The 18,652-nt window shown below is 43.8% G+C and carries 15 protein-coding genes and 1 tRNA gene; 5 read left to right on the top strand and 11 right to left on the bottom strand.

The window, feature by feature from the left end; translation table 11 throughout:
• Positions 1 to 29 precede the first annotated feature (29 nt).
• Positions 30 to 2,312 (top strand): TonB-dependent receptor, encoded by a 2,283-nt coding sequence (locus ACQZ43_RS05925; RefSeq protein WP_430615039.1) that lies wholly within the window; start codon positions 30 to 32, stop codon positions 2,310 to 2,312.
• A gap of 10 nt (positions 2,313 to 2,322) precedes the next feature.
• A complete protein-coding gene (locus ACQZ43_RS05920) occupies positions 2,323 to 2,664 on the top strand; it encodes a heavy-metal-associated domain-containing protein (RefSeq protein ID WP_430615038.1) in 342 nt (113 codons plus the stop codon).
• Positions 2,665 to 2,977: 313 nt separating this feature from the next.
• On the opposite strand, the gene ACQZ43_RS05915 is transcribed toward ACQZ43_RS05920, so the two are convergent.
• The gene (locus tag ACQZ43_RS05915; RefSeq protein WP_430615037.1) at positions 2,978 to 3,400 is read right to left on the bottom strand and encodes a CBS domain-containing protein; all 423 of its coding nucleotides are present in this window, start codon (positions 3,398 to 3,400) and stop codon (positions 2,978 to 2,980) included.
• Between the two features lie 944 nt (positions 3,401 to 4,344).
• On the opposite strand from ACQZ43_RS05915, the gene ACQZ43_RS05910 reads away from it, so the two are divergent.
• The 3 genes from ACQZ43_RS05910 (at position 4,345) to ACQZ43_RS05900 (ending at position 7,352) form a co-directional block, all read left to right on the top strand.
• On the top strand, positions 4,345 to 5,481 hold the full coding sequence (locus ACQZ43_RS05910) for an NAD(P)-binding domain-containing protein (protein WP_430615035.1): 1,137 nt from the start codon (positions 4,345 to 4,347) through the stop codon (positions 5,479 to 5,481).
• 265 nt (positions 5,482 to 5,746) lie between these two features.
• The gene (locus ACQZ43_RS05905) at positions 5,747 to 5,971 is read left to right on the top strand and encodes a CDGSH iron-sulfur domain-containing protein (RefSeq protein WP_430615033.1); all 225 of its coding nucleotides are present in this window, start codon (positions 5,747 to 5,749) and stop codon (positions 5,969 to 5,971) included.
• 601 nt (positions 5,972 to 6,572) lie between these two features.
• Positions 6,573 to 7,352, top strand: a complete 780-nt coding sequence (locus tag ACQZ43_RS05900) for a hypothetical protein (RefSeq protein ID WP_430615032.1) — start codon at positions 6,573 to 6,575, stop codon at positions 7,350 to 7,352.
• Between the two features lie 95 nt (positions 7,353 to 7,447).
• On the opposite strand, the gene ACQZ43_RS05895 is transcribed toward ACQZ43_RS05900, so the two are convergent.
• From ACQZ43_RS05895 to mraY, 10 genes are all read right to left on the bottom strand, one after another.
• Positions 7,448 to 7,524 (bottom strand) — tRNA-Arg (locus ACQZ43_RS05895).
• Positions 7,525 to 7,533: 9 nt separating this feature from the next.
• Positions 7,534 to 7,986 carry a GatB/YqeY domain-containing protein gene (locus ACQZ43_RS05890; RefSeq protein ID WP_430615031.1) on the bottom strand — a complete coding sequence of 151 codons (453 nt, stop codon included), beginning with the start codon at positions 7,984 to 7,986 and terminating at the stop codon, positions 7,534 to 7,536.
• An 89-nt stretch (positions 7,987 to 8,075) separates the two neighbouring features.
• A complete protein-coding gene (ftsZ, locus tag ACQZ43_RS05885; RefSeq protein ID WP_430615030.1) occupies positions 8,076 to 10,094 on the bottom strand; it encodes a cell division protein FtsZ in 2,019 nt (672 codons plus the stop codon).
• An 11-nt stretch (positions 10,095 to 10,105) separates the two neighbouring features.
• Positions 10,106 to 11,536, bottom strand: a complete 1,431-nt coding sequence (gene ftsA / locus ACQZ43_RS05880) for a cell division protein FtsA (RefSeq protein WP_430615029.1) — start codon at positions 11,534 to 11,536, stop codon at positions 10,106 to 10,108.
• A 3-nt stretch (positions 11,537 to 11,539) separates the two neighbouring features.
• Entirely contained in the window at positions 11,540 to 12,052 is a 513-nt protein-coding gene (locus ACQZ43_RS05875) for a cell division protein FtsQ/DivIB (RefSeq protein WP_430615027.1), read from the bottom strand.
• Positions 12,053 to 12,293: 241 nt separating this feature from the next.
• Positions 12,294 to 13,658: a UDP-N-acetylmuramate--L-alanine ligase gene (gene murC, locus ACQZ43_RS05870; RefSeq protein WP_430615026.1), complete on the bottom strand. Its 1,365-nt coding sequence runs from the start codon at positions 13,656 to 13,658 to the stop codon at positions 12,294 to 12,296.
• Between the two features lie 4 nt (positions 13,659 to 13,662).
• Positions 13,663 to 14,754 (bottom strand): undecaprenyldiphospho-muramoylpentapeptide beta-N-acetylglucosaminyltransferase, encoded by a 1,092-nt coding sequence (gene murG / locus ACQZ43_RS05865; RefSeq protein WP_430615025.1) that lies wholly within the window; start codon positions 14,752 to 14,754, stop codon positions 13,663 to 13,665.
• 57 nt (positions 14,755 to 14,811) lie between these two features.
• Positions 14,812 to 16,086 (bottom strand): FtsW/RodA/SpoVE family cell cycle protein, encoded by a 1,275-nt coding sequence (locus ACQZ43_RS05860; protein ID WP_430615615.1) that lies wholly within the window; start codon positions 16,084 to 16,086, stop codon positions 14,812 to 14,814.
• 15 nt (positions 16,087 to 16,101) lie between these two features.
• Positions 16,102 to 17,436: a UDP-N-acetylmuramoyl-L-alanine--D-glutamate ligase gene (gene murD, locus ACQZ43_RS05855; RefSeq protein ID WP_430615024.1), complete on the bottom strand. Its 1,335-nt coding sequence runs from the start codon at positions 17,434 to 17,436 to the stop codon at positions 16,102 to 16,104.
• 1 nt (position 17,437) lies between these two features.
• Complete coding sequence (gene mraY / locus ACQZ43_RS05850) at positions 17,438 to 18,646, bottom strand: phospho-N-acetylmuramoyl-pentapeptide-transferase (RefSeq protein ID WP_430615023.1); 1,209 nt, start codon at positions 18,644 to 18,646, stop codon at positions 17,438 to 17,440.
• Between the last annotated feature and the right edge of the window lie 6 nt (positions 18,647 to 18,652).

The following is an 18,652-nucleotide window of genomic DNA, read 5'->3' as shown; positions in this document are numbered from 1 at the left end:
CGATTTAAATTCACATTAATATACATTCCATGAAATATACTATTACCGTATTATTATGTTCTTTAGCACCATCACTATGGGCTCAAGAACAGATAAAAGGGCAGGTTGTCGACGAAAAAAACCAGCCCATTTGGAACGCTTCCGTATACTGGGAACACTCTTCCATAGGCATTACTACCGACCAAAAAGGACAGTTTAGCCTGCCGCTTAACGCGAGTCACCAGACCTTAAAAATCAGTTTTGTCGGTTATAAAGAACAAACGATTACCATCGATCAGCAGCGTGAACTTCGCATACAACTCACACCCGACACCCAAATGGAAGAGGTTGTTGTGCATACCAAACAGCGAAACACACAGCGTTCGATTAAGGGTACCTCGAATACGATTACCATGAATAGCGGTGAGCTACTAAAGGCCGCTTGTTGCAATATCTCAGAGGCCTTTGAAACCAATCCGGCCATAGATGTCAACTTTTCAGATGCGATAACGGGGACGAAGCAAATCAAGATGCTTGGACTAAGCAGCCCCTACATCTTGATCGCCGAGGAAAATATCCCTTCTGTTCGCGGTGCTTCACAAGCCTATGGACTAACATTTACTCCGGGAACCTGGGTCGAAAGCATCCAAGTAACCAAAGGAGCGGGTAGTGTAGTCAACGGATTTGAGAGCATCTCCGGTCAGATCAATACCGAATTGATCAAACCGATGAACGACCGCCCTCTATTTGTCAACCTATACGGTTCTTCTGAAGGCCGTTTTGAAGCCAATGTCCACGCCAACACCCAAGTTTCTGAAAAGTGGACGAGCTCCCTATTTCTTCACGGCAATGCGAGAAAGACCAAAAACGACATGAACGACGACGGTTTTTTAGACAATCCACTCGGAGAGCAAATCAACGTGATGAACCGCTGGCAATATACCGATTTGGAAAAAGGCTGGATCAGCTTTTTAACCTGGCGCTATATGAAAGACAACAAGCAGTCGGGGGAATACGATTACGACAAAGACCTACATGCTCCGGGTAAACCCATCGATTCCTCGGCCAGAAGACTGTGGGGTTCGGAGGTCAATACCGAAAAATTCGACGTATCGTCCAAGTTGGGTTATGTGTTTCCCGAAATGCCCTTTCAGAGCATCGGACTACAGTTGTCGTACAACTACCACAAACAGGATTCGTATTTTGGTGCCAACCAATACGACATCAAGCACAACAGCATCTATTCCAATTTGCTATTTAGCTCTATTATCAACAATACGCTAAACAAGTTCTCTACCGGTTTGAGCTTTACCTTGGACAAGTACGACGAACAAATCGCCTTACCTACAGCTGCGGCTTACCAGCGCATCGACAATTCCGCAGGCGCTTTTTTCGAATACACCTACGACAATACCGACAACTTTAGCTTTGTAACGGGATTGCGCTTTGATGTGCACAACCGAATGGGCGCTTTTTTTACGCCGAGATTCCACCTGAGGTACAATCCCTGGGAGGATGCCGTTATACGCGCTTCTGCGGGAAGGGGTAAGCGCATCGCCAATATCTTTGCCGAAAACCAAAACCTATTTGCGAGCAATCGCGAATTTATCATCACCCAAGCCGGTGGTACTATCTACGGTTTGGATCCGGAAATCGCTTGGAATTACGGGCTTAGTCTTTCACAGGGGTTTTCCCTGTTTGACCGCAAAGGCGACTTGACAGTCGATTTTTATCGCACGGATTTTGAAAATCAAATCGTCGTTGACATCGACCAAAGCGCCCATCAAGTAAACTTTTACAACCTCGATGGAAAGTCGTATGCCAACAGCCTACAACTCGATTTAAACTACAACCTCGCCCGCAGCTTTAACCTCAGGGCAGCGTATAAGTATTACGACATACAAACCGATTTTAAATCGGGCAAACAAGAGCGTCCGCTACAAGCCAAACACCGTTTCTTCGCCAATTTGGAATACGAAACGGCTCTCAACGCCCAACAGGGGCAATGGAAGTTTGACTTTACTTACAATTGGATGGGCAAACAACGCCTGCCGGACACCTCGGCCAATCGTCCCGAAAACCGATTGCGCCCGTATTCCAACCCCTTTTCCACGATGAACGCACAAATCACCAAGGTGTTTAACGAGCGCTTTGAAATTTATATCGGTGGAGAGAACATTGGAAATTACAAACAAGATCGCGTTATTTTAGGTGCAAACGACCCTTTCGGAACGGACTTTGATAGTTCTATTTCGTATGCCCCTATATTCGGTCAGATGTATTATGCGGGACTGCGTTTTAAACTCGACAGAAAACAACAGACAAACCTTTAAATTCAACCTGATGAAAAACATAATTTTAGCCACTATAGCTGGCTTGTTGAGCCTGACAACATTTGCTCAAGAGAAGCCCAATAAAAACGCCAAGGAAACCATTGCGGTAAAAGGCAATTGTGAAATGTGTAAAAAGCGCATTGAAAAGGCGGCTTTCTCCGTAAAAGGAGTGCGTTCGGCAGTTTGGTTTAGCGACAACCAACAATTGGAGTTGTTGATCAACGAAACCAAAACAGACGCCAAAAAAGTTCAAAAGGCCATAGCCGAAATCGGACATGATACCGAAGCCTTTAAGGCCGAGCAAAAGGACTACGACGCCCTACACGGCTGCTGCCAGTACCCGAGAGAGTAATTCCAACAAAAAGAGCAGCCCTTCGGGACTGCTCTTTCCATTTAATAGGAGGATAAAAAAGGCGTATAAAACAAGGGACAGTCCTTGCGGACTGTCCCTTTTTCAAAACAACAAAATACATCTTGTGGCTAAACTCACAAACCACAAGACAAAACTTTCTTTTTCACGCTTTTTTATCGTCTTATCGGCAGCGATATACTCGCATATTTTTATCGGTGTTGGGCTGCTGCGGTGTGCAAACACAGTGCCACTCCCTCTTTACTCCATTTTACTTTTTAAACCCATACCCGGGTCGGCACATCGGCAAGGCGACTTAGTCGTACTGCTTGAGCAAATACTTCAACAAATCGGTCGTCGTCAAGATGCCTACGAGCAAATCCCCATCTAAAACGGGCAAGGCTCTAAACTCCTCTTTGGACAAAATCTCCACCGCTTCCTTTATATTGGCATCGACCTGTATGGTGACCAACTCTTTAGCCATCACCTGCTCTATACTAAACATATTGTAAACCGTTACATCGATATCCTCGTCAAAGTCACCAACGCTATCTGCCAAGCTCACGCGCAGCAAATCGGTATAACTCAACATCCCTATAATGGTGTTCCCAGAAACTACGGGTATATGTCGAATTTTATGTTTTTTAAAAAGGCTTTCGGCCTTGGTTAAATTATCCGTCAAATTTAATTTAATGACATTCGCAGTCATTATAGTCGATACAGGAATGCGTTGTTTCATCGTGATTTTGTTTGAAAGTGATAGGACAAATGTAGCCGCGTCCAAGGCATAAAAAAATGATTTTTATCATAATTTAAAAACGAAACAGCCAAAAAATCTTCATTCAACTCGGCAACACGACTTTTTTATCGGAATTTTTTAATCGCATAAAGTCGAGTTAATTTTTTTAAGTACCCTGTAAAAAACTCTTAATACGCCTGTTTGATTTCAAATAGAAATCATATTTCCTTAATATCTAGATGGTTATATTTTTAAAAAACCATTTTGAAACCGTTAAAATAAGATTTCGTTAGCGGATTGAAAATTTTATTCCCTTTGAAAAACACAAATAACCGCATCACAAGCGTCTTATTTCTACGGCGAACAATTGAAAATCGCCCTACATTTAACATATAAAAGATCTCATATTGAACCTCATGGCAAAGCCTTAAAAACCGTCTATTTTTTTAAAAAAAAATTGAAAAATTTTTATTTTTTTTGATTTTTACGGTAAAAAGGAGCAAACCTCGGTTGTAGCGACCTAAAAAATCGATCGGGAAGTAGATTTTTTTGATTGTTGGTGATCCTTATTCGATACCAAAGCTATAAAATACTACGGCGCTTGTTGTCGAAACCGCAATTTTAAATAGTAAGCGCGCTGGCTGCCTTATACCACGACTGCGAACCCTTCGCTCCACCGGCGTCAAGCACCCCCATTCCTTTGTAGCGCGGCTCATAAGTCACTAACTATAAACACCTTGAGAACGACATCAAAAACCGCTGTTTCGAATTCTAAGCGAGAAACGCATTTACAGCCACATAGCCGCAAATAACACAGCGCATAGGATTTACTGAGGCTTTTCCAAGCAATACTGCCCCATTTTTCGTAACTTGTATGATAAACCCGCTTTGACCGCGGAGAAACCTCCTTGTAAAAATCGGTCAAAACAGTAAAAAAAACCGCTATGACAACTAGCCAGCAACACACGCAGCCCGAACAGTACTCAGGAGACGACAGCCCAAAGCCCGATCTCTTTTACAAAGTGGATATCGTCGTTATCGGCGCGGGTCAAGCCGGACTTGCTGCGGCTTATCACCTGCAAAAATCGGGTATAGCGGCCGGAACGGGCTTTGTGGTTTTGGACGACGAATTGGGACCGGGAGGCGCGTGGCAACACCGATGGGATTCCCTGACGTTGAGCAACGTCAACGGCATACACGATTTGCCGGGCCTGGGATTTTCCGAAGCCCTTCAAACAGCCGATAAGGAAATACAAGCCAATATCGCCATACCCCAATACTTTCAGCTGTACGAAGAAACCTTTAAGCTGCCTATTATACGACCGCTCAATGTGCGGGAAGTCATAGAGCGGAACGGCCGCTTTCTGATTCGCACCAACGGGCTGCAGTTTAGCGCTCGGGGAATCATCAACGCAACCGGCACGTGGAAAACGCCTAACTGCCCGAAATACAAGGGATGGAAAACGTTTAAAGGCCGACAATTGCACACGGGAGACTACAAAAACGCCGAGGAATTCACCGGTCAACACGTGATCGTAGTTGGGGGCGGTATATCGGCAGTTCAACTCTTGGGCGAAATATCGAAATTTACCCAAACCACTTGGGTCACGCGTCGGGTACCCGATTTTAGAAAACAGGAATTCACTCCGGAAGTGGGCCGCGCTGCAGTGGCTTTGGTAGAAGAACGCGTTAGGGCGGGCTTGCCGCCTATCTCCGTAGTCGGCGTGACCGGCTTACCCCTAACGCCGGCCTTAGAAGACCTGCTCGAGAGCGGTGTGCTCCATCGGCGACCGATGTTTGATGAAATCACGCAAACGGGCGTAAAATGGGCAGATGGAACCACGCTGGAGGCCGATGTCATCTTCTGGAATACCGGCTTTCTACACTCCCTACAACACTTAGCGCCATTGCAATTGGTCAACAATGATAATGGCATTAAAATGACCGGTAAGCTCGCCACTCAAGTCGCTCAGGACCCGCGTATTCACCTAACGGGCTATGGCCCTTCTGCATCTACAATTGGCGCCAATCGGGCCGGCAGAACAGCTGCCCGGGAATTGATCGCATTTTTAAAACTCTAAGTATAGCAGTTGACGATTCACCCGCTGTATTCCGGCACTTAAAGCCGATAGAAGAACGAACTGAATGTAGAACGACCCTCGGTGATGATACTTTCCCTGTATATACCCGTATACTCGCTGCTTGTACTATACGCAAGCACTAGGCTGGCTGTGAAAGCACTGCGCTCTCGACGGCACTAAAAGGAACCTTTCTAAATAGAATAGCGGTCGCGCAGTACTCATTTTATTGTTCTAATTTTGTAGAAACTAAACAACTCTCATAAACATGTCTAAAACAAAACTCACCATAAACAACAACGGATCGGTAAAGATCGAAGGCGATTTTGAAATCGTCGATAAAAATGGAAATGCCTACGGACTGCAAGGTAGAACTGTGCTTTCTATTTGTCGTTGTGGCCTTTCAAAAAACAAACCTTTTTGCGATGGCGCACACAACGGACACTTTGAGCACGAAGCCCTAGCATTCGACCTTCCTCCAAAAAAGGTATAAGCACGCCTCGTGGAATGCATTAATCTCCGTTAAAAAGAAACGAGTGATGCTTTTTAGCATAAATTCCAGCAAGCGGTTTTTAAACATTTCGAGGAAAAAACCGCACGACTTCTTAACACGACTAAAAACAATGATGACTTGGGTTAGGTTTTTTAATTAAAGTCTAACCCTTTTAGCTAAACACCTTTTAGGTATTGCTTTCGCCGGGATTTGCAAGAAAAACCGCAGCGGACACCTGGGATATGTTTTATATGAATGGAGGTTCCCCGAGAAGTGACAGTATCAACACAACGACAACCGTATCGGTTTGTAAATCTAGGGAAATTTGAAGTTTCTCTCCTGAAAATTTCTAAAAAGACCTGTTCAAACGAAAAACAGCAGCTGGCATTTCCTTAACTGAGAAAAATGCAATAAGCCGCGCACTATCAACCCCAAACCAAAACGGCATTATATGCAACAAAAGCCGAAAAACACCATCATAGTAAGCAAAAACAACCTATTAAACGAACAACTGAGCACCCATAAACAGCTAAATATATTTTTTTTACAAAAAACCAATACATTATATAATTATTGTTATTTTAGACAAAATTTATATTTTATGAAAAAATTAATACTTTTTAGCTTTTTAGCAGCTGCAACATTAGTGAGCGCACCAACACATGCGCAAGAAAAAGTCAAGTACACCAAGGAAGAGTTAAAAATCATGGACGATGATCTATTCGATGAAATGTTCACCGAAGTCACTTCTAAAAAGAATTCAACCCTTATTCTTAAAGATGGAACCAAAATAGAGGGGCCAGTTTCTGGAATATCTAGAAAAAAAGGTCAAATCACTTCTGTTAAAATGAAAGATTCTTCGGGTAAGAAAACAGAATACGCTGCGGAAGAAATCGAAGAAATGTATTTGCCTATTTCCGGAATGGCCAAGGGAGCTAAAGTCGCTAAGTACTTTAGCAATACAAAAAACTGGGGAAGCAAAAGCTTAACGAAATCGACCAATCCAAATGAAGTGTATGTCAAAAACATTAAAGCTTCCTTAAAAAACAAGAAAACGGAAAAGGAATTCTTGATGCAATTAATCAATCCAAGCTTTAGTAGTCATATTGAAGTGTATGCCGATCCAATGGCTGCGGAAACAACCTCAGTAAGCTTTGGTGGAGGACCTGGTATCGGTGGAGGAGTTACTAAATCCTATTACGTAAAAAAAGGAGAAGAAGTAATCTGGCTTAAAAAAGCTGACTTTAAAGAAAACTACGATTTCCTTTTTGGGGACAATCAAGAATTTCTACAAAAATTCCCATACAATTCCATTAAATGGGACCACCTAAGTTTTTTAATAGCTGAATACACAAAAATGTCCGCTGAAAAAAACCAGTAAAAGGGTAAAAAGAGGCTGTTTTAAAAGACAGTCTCTTAAAAAACAAACGAGTGCTTACAATTAAATTGCAAGCACTCGTTTTGTTTTAACCTTTTTGGTGACCGCGGAGGGGTTCGAACCCCCAACCCTCAGAGCCGAAATCTGATATTCTATCCAATTGAACTACGCAGTCATTTTATATTTATTTGGTCAAAAGTCCTTTTACCAGGCTAGAGATCGTTTTACCATCTGCTCTTCCCGCGACTTCCTTTGTAGCAAGTCCCATGACTTGACCCATCGATCCCATACCGGCATAAGCGCCGTCTGCGATGATTTTTAAGATTATTTGCTCCACTTCAGCATCGGATAACTGCTCTGGCAAAAATTGCTCGATTACAGCCGATTGTGCCAATTCGGGCTCTGCCAAATCCGCACGACCTTGTTCGGTAAAGATTGCAGCACTGTCCTTTCGCTGTTTAACCAACTTTTGAAGGATCTTAATCTCTTCATCTTCCGTCAACTCTTCTTTAGCTCCGCTTTGAGTTTGCGCTAGTAACAATTCGGATTTGATCGCTCTTAAAGACTCTAAGGCAACCGTATCTTTTGCTTTCATTGCGCTTTTCATCGCGTCCATGATCTTTGCTTGTAAACTCATAATTCCATGCTTTTCTGTTCGACAAATATAAAAAAATAACCCGAAAAAAGGAAGTCTTTTTTCGGGTTATTGCTATAATTTATTTTTAACTAGTCTACGTTATCGTGTAAAAACGAATTGTTTGAACGCAATTGAGCATCGTTGTTGCTATCCGTTCCCAAAGACATTCTGGATTGTGATCCCTCTCTGGCCGGGGCGCTTAAATCGACTCCCATGCGCTTGTATGCCGGCTCCTTTTCCAAATCGTTCAACTGCGTATTGGCGTTGTTGAATTTGTAATTGAAATCCTTCATCTTTTTCTTGCGCTCTTCCGTACGGTTTCTCAACATTTCCTCGATAGACATCTCTACTGGAGAGATTTCCTCGTATTCGTTGGTATCCATAGGGATCAACTCTTCTGCCGTGCGAATGCTAAAAGAAAAGGCTTCTTCCACCGCTTCTACCACGGGTTTTTTACTCTTGGAGTTCAGCAATTCGTTTTCGATTTCCATATAGTCTTCCAAAGAGTAGCGCACTACTTCGTCTGGAGCGCTCGGCGTTGCCGGACGTTGATCCGTAGCCATAGAAGAAATGACGTGCTTGGCCTCATTGACTTGAATCTGATTGATCTCTTCGTTGAAGTGAAACAAAACAGGCTCTTCTGTCACGACTTGTTGCTTGGGCACATCGAATTCAAATTCGAATTTATCGCGGATAACCGGCTCGGATTTCTTGAAAATCACAAACTCCGGATCCATCACTTGCATGTCTCTAATATCGCGAACGCGGTTGTTTCTCTCCTCTTGGATTGAAGTCACTGGAGCTGATGCTGGCGTGACAATCTCGAAAAAAACGTCCAAATCCGAGGCTTCATTTTCCGAGTTATTAGCTTCCGCTATTGTTTTTTTTTCACCCCCTGGTCCTCCTTGATTATCGGAGTCCAACGGTGGGGTGTTATCGTCTAAGCCGAAAACTACTTTTTCTTCTGTTACTTCTGCCGTTACTTGATTGGTCAAGGGCTCTTCTGGTGTAGAGAAGTTAAAAGAAGGCAGGTTTTTTTGCGACAAATCGCGCACTACTTTTTGCTCTTCTTCCAAAGCGTGTACAATTACGCGATCTTCCGCAGAATTGACGATGACCTTTTGTTGCTCTACGTTAAAACCCGTAGCGATAATCGTTACGGCAACGGACTCTCCTAAAGACTCGTCTTCACCTACCCCCATAATGATGTTGGCATTGTGTCCGGCTTCGGTTTGAATGTGATCGTTGATCTCTCCGATTTCGTCTATGGTGATTTCGTTGGTACCCGAAACGATCAACAACAAGACGTTTTTAGCGCCTGTAATTTTATTGTCGTTTAACAAAGGCGAATCCAACGCTTCCACAATCGCATCTTTTGCCCGGGTTTCCCCAGAGGCAATAGCCGATCCCATTATTGCTGTACCGCTATCAGACAATACGGTTTTGGCATCTTTTAAATCGATGTTTTGCGTGTAGTGATGGGTAATTACCTCGGCTATACCCCTAGAGGCCGTTGCCAAGACTTCGTCGGCTTTGGAGAACCCGGCTTTAAATCCGAGGTTGCCATACACTTCTCTTAACTTGTTATTATTGATAACGATCAGTGAGTCGACGTTTTTACGCAAGCGCTCCACTCCTTTCAAAGCTTGTTCTTGACGTACTTTTCCTTCAAATTGGAAAGGGATGGTTACTATACCTACCGTTAGGATGTTTCGCTCTTTCGACAGCTGTGCGATGACCGGTGCAGCACCTGTACCTGTACCTCCGCCCATACCTGCTGTAATAAAGACCATCTTGGTATTCACATCCAACATCTTTTCAATTTCTTCGATACTCTCTAAAGCGGATTGTTGTCCCACTTCCGGATTGGCACCTGCGCCTAAACCTTCGGTCAGATTAATCCCCAATTGAATTTTATTGGGCACGGTACTGTTTTGTAACGCTTGTGAATCGGTATTACAGACCACGAAATCAACGCCTTTAATCCCTTGTTTAAACATGTGATTAATCGCGTTGCTTCCGCCTCCACCTACTCCAATTACCTTAATTACGTTTGATTGATTTTTAGGTAAATCAAACTTTATGCTTTCAAAATCTGTATTCTCCATACGTATCGTTTTTATTCTGACTTATCAATAAATTCCTTAATCTTGTTATAGAAATGAAACAAAAATCCGTTTTTGAATTTGTCTGCGGTAGAGACTGTTTCTATTTCTTTCTTGGCCTTCGCGGGCTCCTTTGCCATTGCTGGCTCCGAGGCTCTGGACGACTCAAGGTGCTCCTCGTGATGATCCACCTGCTGCGCCATGCGTTCGGGCTCTCTAAATTGCAGCGGTTGTGCTTGTTTAATCGCTTGGTCAAATTCCAGCAGTGAAACCGCCCCTTGGGTTTGGTTTTTTTCGCTTTCCATAACTAGGCCCACAGCCGTCGCAAATAAGGGACTGGAAATTTCCTTTTCCGAATCACCGGCTAAATGCTCATTGGGATATCCGATACGGGTATCTATCCCCGTAATGTATTCTACTAATTGTTTGATGTGTTTCAATTCTGACCCACCTCCTGTTAAAACGATTCCGGCGATTAACTTCTTTCTCGGGTTTTCATACCCATAGGTTTTAATCTCCGCAAACACCAACTGTACAATTTCTTCTACACGGGCGTGAATAATTTTTGACAGGTTTTTAAGTGAAATCTCTTTGGGTTCCTTCCCTCTTAAACCAGGGATGGAAACGATTTCGTTGTCTTTATTTTCTCCTGGCCATGCCGATCCAAACTTGGTTTTTAACAACTCCGCTTGTTTTTCAATGATCGAGCATCCCTCTTTAATATCTTCTGTAATGACATTTCCTCCGAAGGGAACCACCGCGGTATGGCGGATAATCCCGTCTTTAAAAATCGCCAAATCCGTAGTACCGCCACCGATATCGATTAGGGCTACTCCAGCTTCTTTTTCTTCCTGGCTCAGTACGGCTTCGGCAGAGGCCAAAGGCTCTAAAGTGATTCCGGACAATTCCAATCCGGCATCTTTGATACACCTACCGGCATTCTTGATCAATGCAGCTTGTCCGACAACCACGTGGAAGGTCGCTTCCAAACGCGCTCCGTACATTCCTATGGGCTCTTTGATTCCCGATTCCCCATCGATTTTAAATTCTTGGGGCAATACGTGAATGATTTCTTCCCCAGGAAGCATGCTTAACTTTTGAACCTGACTGATCAGCATTTCGATATCCTTATCGCCAATCACTTCATCGGGATTGGAACGACTGATATAATCGCTGTGCTGAATGCTTCGAATGTGCTGCCCGGCTATGCCGACAACCACGTTCTTTATTTTATAACCGGACGAAGCTTCGGCTTCGGCAACGGCATTTTGAATCGATTGAATCGTTTGCGTAATATTGTTTACGACCCCTCTCTTTACCCCTAAACTCTTCGCTTTTCCAAGTCCTAGGATTTCGAGCTTTCCGTACTCGTTTTTCTTTCCTATCATGGCAACGATTTTCGTCGTTCCAATATCTAATCCTACCGCTATATTATCTTTTTTCATATTCTAAAATTTGGTACACACTACTTGTTGGGTAAATTTGAGATTTATCGTTTTATAACTATCGATTAAGGTGTCGTTTTTGGCGTAATGCAAAAAGGCCTTGTAATTGGCAAATTTGCGTTCCACTTCCTCGCAGCGTCCAAACAATATATCAAATTCATGGTTTCTATTCTTCATGATCAACGTCTGATCGGGCTGAATCACGATCCCCGTTATACTCGTTTTTAAAAAATCGTCCTCGCTTATCGCGCTTAAAACCCGAGTTATATTTTTTCTATTAGACTCGTTCACCACCCCTTCAATCACCGGAACACGGGCCGAAAAACTCTCGGACATGGGCATATCATTTCCCTTAGTGTCAAGATAATGACTCCCCCTTTCGGTGCTGACTCGTGCTATGGCTACTTTTTGTACAACATCGGCCATTAAAACCCCATCAACAGTGGTGTAGACCTGTGCCTCGGCAATCATATCGTGTTTGCTGAGTTCAAGCTCCAACCTATTCAAATCTAACATAGATTTATGAACATTCGCAGTTTTTGGAAAATATTGTATCAACAAGTTATTAACCACTTCAGTTGTGACAAAAAAGCCCTTATTATCTAGAAATCTAACCTCAATTCGCCCCAATTCTCTGGCTTCATTCCGCTTATTCGAAAATGAAAACAAGAAAATCATCGCAAAAAAGACGAGCCAAATGCGGATATCATTCCATTTTATTTTCTTAAAAAACTTTATCAAAACCTCTTTTATTTAACTATTTAATTTCATTTAATCTCCTTTCAATCGCCTGCTTAATCGCCGTGACTTCTTCGCCTATATCACCTGCTCCTATAGTGACGATGACATCGGCATCGGCGTTTGCAATAAAATCGATCAAGTCGCCTTTTGCCACTACTGTTTTCGTTTTTGCCGTTATTTTATCCAACAACACCTGCGAGGTAATTCCCGGAATCGGCAGCTCCCGAGCCGGATAAATATCCAATAGGGCGACCTGTTCAAATTGCGACAGGCTCTGGGCGAATTCGTCCATAAAATCGCGGGTTCTACTGTATAAATGCGGTTGGAAAACCGCCAACACCTTACGGCCGCTATAGCGTTCGGAAACCGCTTGAAAAACGGCATTGATCTCGGTCGGATGATGGGCATAATCGTCTATATACACCAATTCCGGTGTTCGCACTTTGTACGAAAAACGTCTGCGCACTCCTTGAAAACTCTCCAAGGCGGCTTTGATCTTCGCCGTCGGTACACCATAGGTATACGCCATGGCAAAGGCCAACAACGCATTGGAAATATTGTGATGCCCCGGTAGTGCAAAGCGGATATCCGCAACGGTCTCTACAGGAGTTTTAATGTCAAATACATACCAACCTTCCACTATTCTAATGTGGACAGCCTGAAAATCGGCCGCTTCCAAAACCGCGACGGTCTGCCCTTCCAACTGCACCTGAGGCGTACGAAAGAACTTGGTTTTATCGGTGATCTTGGCGGCGAAATCGCTAAAGGAAACCAGCATCTCTTCCTGGGTGCCAAATATGTCTAAATGATCGGCATCTGTAGATGTGATACAGGCCATATTCGGATACAGCTTTAAAAATGAGCGATCAAACTCATCGGCTTCCACTACGGTTACCGACTTGCCTTCGCCGATTAAATTGGTTTGGTAATTTTCAACGATACCGCCTAAAAAGGCCGTTACGTCCAAACCGCTCTGATATAATATATGTCCTAAGATGCTCGAAGTCGTGGTTTTTCCATGCGTACCTGCAACGGCAAAACAATAGCTGTCTTTGGTAATGATACCCAGCACCTCTGCTCTCTTTTGTATTAAAAATTTATGTGCAATAAAATAATTCCATTCGCTATGCTCTTTGGGCACGGCGGGTGTTACCACGACTAGCGTAGTCTCTGGATCGCGAAAGGCGTCGTCGATTTGCGCGACGTCATCGCTAAAATGAATCGCTATACCGGCGGCCATCAGCTCGTCGGTAAGCTGCGTAGGCGTTTTGTCGTAACCGGCGACAGCCTTGCCTATATTGACAAAATATCGAGCAAGAGCACTCATTCCGATTCCTCCGATTCCTATAAAATATACGCTCTTAATCTTATTGATATCCATTTTATTATTTTATGTATTTCACTATCTGATCGACGATGTCTTGGGTTGCCCGAGGCAAAGCCACTTTCTTTATATTTTCCGACAGCTGCAACTGCAGCGGCGCATCGTGTAACAACTCGTAGAAAACGGTTTCAAACTGCGCTTCCAAATCGCGTTCTGCCAGCATCAACGCGCCTTTTTTGGACACGATGCTCAATGCGTTTTTGGTTTGATGGTCTTCTGCCACATTGGGCGACGGGATAAACACCACCGGCTTGCCCACCAGACTCAACTCCGAAACGGAAGAGGCTCCTGCCCGAGAGATGATGATGTCTGCAGCGGCAAAAACCAAATCCATACGATCGATAAAATCGACCACGCGAACCTCTTTGGATTCCAAGCGCTGGTATTCGTCTTTGTAAAACTTACCACACTGCCAGATCACCTGCAAGTGCTCGTGTTTTAATTTGGGCAGCTGCTCTTCTATCAACTGATTGATGCGCCTTGCTCCCAAACTACCGCCCAAAACCAACAGGGTTTTCTTGGCGGGATTTAAATTGAAATAGCGCAGTGCTTCGTCGCGCTTGGAGTCGATTTCCAACAAATCTTGTCGCACGGGATTGCCCGTTTTAACCAACTTTTTCGCATCGAAAAAGCGCTCTAAACCGTCGTAGGCCACACATATTTTCACGGCTTCATGCGCCAACATTTTATTGGTGATTCCCGGATAGGAGTTTTGCTCCTGTATCAGTGTAGGAATCCCCATAGAAGCGGCTACTTTAACCACCGCTCCACTTGCAAAGCCTCCGGTACCGATAACCACATCGGGCCTAAATGCCTTGATGATCTTTCTGGATTTAAACAAACTAGAAAGAAATTTTATCGGAAACATCGCGTTATCCGCGGTGAGCTTGCGCTGTATACCCGAAATCCAAAGTCCCTCAATCGCATATCCGGCTGCGGGTACTTTTTGCATCTCCATTTTATCACGTGCACCGACAAACAAAATCTCCGCTCCTGAGAAACGCGCTTTGAGTTCGTTGGCAATAGCGATAGCGGGATAGATGTGTCCACCTGTACCACCACCACTAATAATAAATCTCGGATTTGCTTTCATCTCTATTTTTTTATGTCGAGTAGCTGCTTCTCCTCATGGAAAAAGCGGCTAACTGCTTTACTTATTTCTAACGGCATCCATCGGATTTCCCTCCAATTCGGCCAGTGCTAACTGTTTTTCACGCAGGTGTTTTTCCAAAAGCTCCTGCAGGGCTTTTTCCTTTTCTTCCTTCTCAAATTCTTCCAACCGTATCTCCTCTTCTTTCTTAGTGACACTGAGAATGATTCCCAACGAAATACAGGTCATCCATATCGAGGTTCCACCGCTGCTGACCAACGGCAGGGTTTGCCCCGTTGTAGGCAGCAATTCTACCGCCACCCCCATGTTGATTAGGGCTTGGAAAATGATGTAAAACCCCAGTCCCACCACCAACAGTTTTCCAAACATGGTCGGCGCTTTGTGAGAGGCTCTTAGAAAGCGGAAAAACAAGCACAGATACGCGAAAAGAATGACCAATCCCCCTATCATACCGTATTCCTCTACTATAATCGCGTAGATAAAATCCGAGGACGATTGCGGCAAAAAGTTTTTCTGCACGCTTTTTCCCGGACCTAATCCGCCTATTCCGCCCGTTGCTATGGCGATTTTTGCATTTTCGATTTGATAGACATCGACGTTTTCATTATCGGCGGCAGTAAATCGATCGATACGGCTCAACCAGGTATCCACCCTGTTGGGCATAATCGACGGAAAGGCCTTAGCCACCAAGAAGAACATCATCAAAGCCGCCAAGCCCGAAACACAAATCAAAGCCAATTGCTTGATGGGATAGCGCCCGACATAGACCAACATACAGACCATGACAAAAATTAGCGCTGCCGTGGATAAGTTGGAGGGCAATATCAGTCCGACGACGATAAAAACCGGCGTCCACAACCAAATCAAGGAATACTTAAAAGTTAATACTTTATTTTCAAAATTGGCCAGATACTGCGCTACATAGACCATCAAGACAACCGAAGCTATAGACGAAGTTTGTATACTGACGTTTACAAACGGTATATTGACCCACCTATTGGCATTGGCCCCTCCGATGGTTTTGCCCTGAAAGGCGGTAAAGAGCAACAGTATAATAACAAATATCATCGCAAAAAAGGAGATTGCCCTAAAGCGATGGTACGGCATTTTATGCACAAAATACAGGGCACACATTCCGATAAACAAGTGAACCAAATGTTTAAACAAATAGCCCGCTGTAGTGGTTCCGGCACCCACGGTGTAGACGAGATTGGTACTCGCACTAAAAACAGGCATAAAAGAGAACATGGCCAATAGAAAAACTAATGCCCAAATGATCTTGTCGCCTTTTAAATGTGAGAGAATTTCCTTCATCATACCTTAAAAAAATTACAAATTATGTACTGCTTGTTTAAATTGATTGCCGCGATCTTCATAGCTCGAAAACAAATCAAAACTCGCGCAAGCTGGTGACAACAAAACCGTATCGCCATCTTCGGATAATTTTGCGGCGATTTTAACCGCTTCGTCCATACTGGTGGTTTCTACAAAAACATCTACAACATTTCTATAGGCCGCCTTGATTTTTTCGTTGTCCACGCCCAGGCATACGATACTCTTTACCTTTTCGCGAACCAACGGCATCAACTCGTCGTAATCATTGCCCTTATCCACACCTCCAAGAATCCAAACCGTCGGCGTTTTCATGCTTTCCAAGGCGTAGAAGGTCGCGTTGATGTTTGTGGCTTTAGAATCGTTTACATACTGTACGTTTTTGATTTTAAGCACTTTTTCCAAACGGTGTTCCACCGCTTGAAAATCGGACAAACTTTCGCGGATTGTCTGTTTTCTGATTCGCATCAGCTGGGCTACTGTTGTTGCTGCCATAGCATTCTTTACGTTGTGTTTACCTTCTAAAGAAATATCGTTAATTGCCATAATTAGTTGTTCGTTGTTGCTGTTCGCTATTATATTTTCACCGCTTACATAAGCGCCATTTTCCTGTATACTCGTCAAAGAAAACGGAATTTTCTTCGCCTTAACCTCGTGATTTGCCAACCACTTTTCAATTTCAACATCATCGGCATCATAAATCAAATAATCTTCTGCGGTTTGGTTCATCGTAATTCGAAACTTCGCATCGATATACTCTTGGTAATCGTAGTGGTATCGATCGAGATGGTCGGGACTTAAATTGGTCACTACCGCTATATGCGGTCGGTATGTTTCTATACCGTCCAATTGAAAGCTGCTCAACTCCAAAACGCAAATCGCGTCGGGATCCTCGGCAATTTGCTTGGCAAAACTGTCTCCGATGTTTCCCGCGACTACGGCTGCTATACCTCCTCTTTGTAAAAGGTGTGCTGTCAACAGGGTGGTGGTGGTTTTCCCATTGCTCCCCGTTATTGCTATGGTCGGCTGCTTGGCATAGGCATAGGCAAACTCTATTTCCGAAATAACGGGTATTCCCCGCTCTCGGATCTGGACTACCATCTCCGCCTTATCCGGTATACCCGGACTTTTAACCACGACATCGGCCGTTAAAATTAAATCGGCAGTATGCTGTTGCTCTTCCCAAGCGATGTGGTGTTGCTCCAAAACCGCACTATACGGCGCGGCTATTTTACCGAAATCGGATAAGAACACGTCAAAGCCTTGTTGGGTCGCCAATATTGCCGTTCCCACGCCGCTTTCTCCACCGCCTAAAATGACTACTCTTTTCATCTTATCTCAATTTTAATGACACCAAACAAAATATGCCCAACAAGATGGCTATAATCCAAAATCGTGTCACGATCTTACTTTCGTGATACCCTTTCTTTTGAAAGTGGTGGTGCAGCGGAGCCATTAAAAAGACGCGCCGGCCTTCGCCAAACTTTCGCTTGGTATACTTAAAATAAGCCACCTGTACCACGACCGATAAATTCTCTGCCAAAAAGACGCCACATAATACCGGAATCAACAGTTCTTTTCGCACCGCTATAGCCAATACCGCTATGATTCCCCCTATGGTCAAACTACCGGTATCGCCCATAAAAACCTGAGCTGGAAAGGTGTTGTACCACAAGAAACCGACCAGTGCACCGACAAAGGCGGCTATAAACACCGTCATTTCTCCGGAGTTGGGGATATACATAATATTGAGGTAATTGGAAAAAATCACGTTACCAGAAATAAAGGCGAATATCCCCAAGACCAAGACCGATATGGCAGAGGTTCCCGCGGCGAGACCGTCGATTCCATCGGTTAAATTGGCCCCGTTGGAAACCGCAGTCACTATAAAAATCACAATCGGAATAAAGATGAGCCACGCATAATTTTCATATCCATCGCCCAACCAGGCCAAAACCTTTCCGTAGTCAAACTCGTTGTTCTTTAAAAAGGGTATGGTAGTCGCGGTCGACTTTACGTCGTACTTACTCACCTCGCTGTGAATGGCTACGTTTGTAGGCATTTCCCTAACAGTCACACTCGGATGAAAATACAATACCGCACCGACCAACAGTCCCAAACCTATTTGTCCGATGACTTTAAATCGGCCCTTGAGCCCTTCTTTATCCTTTTTAAACACTTTGATGTAATCGTCCAAAAAACCGATAACGCCCATCCAAAGCGTGGTTACTATAAGCAATAACACATAGATATTATCCAATTTAGCGAACAACAACACGGGGATGAGGGTCGAAATGATGATGATGATCCCCCCCATAGTCGGTGTGCCCGATTTTTCTTTCTGTCCTTCCAGTCCGAGTTCCCGAACGGTTTCACCAATTTGCTGTTTGTGCAAAAAGTTGATAATGCGCTTTCCATAAATGATGGAAATCAGCAAGGAGAACATAATCGCCATTCCAGAACGAAAGGTGATGTATTGGAAAACTCCTGTTCCGGGAATTTTGAAAAAACGGTCTAAATATTGAAACAGATAATACAGCATACTTTA

Origin of the sequence: Flavobacterium sp. JP2137, from assembly GCF_050562195.1 — a bacterium.
Classification (GTDB): domain Bacteria; phylum Bacteroidota; class Bacteroidia; order Flavobacteriales; family Flavobacteriaceae; genus Flavobacterium.
The sequence above is the reverse complement of the archived record's forward strand: the minus strand, read 5'-3'. Positions and strand labels throughout refer to the sequence as shown.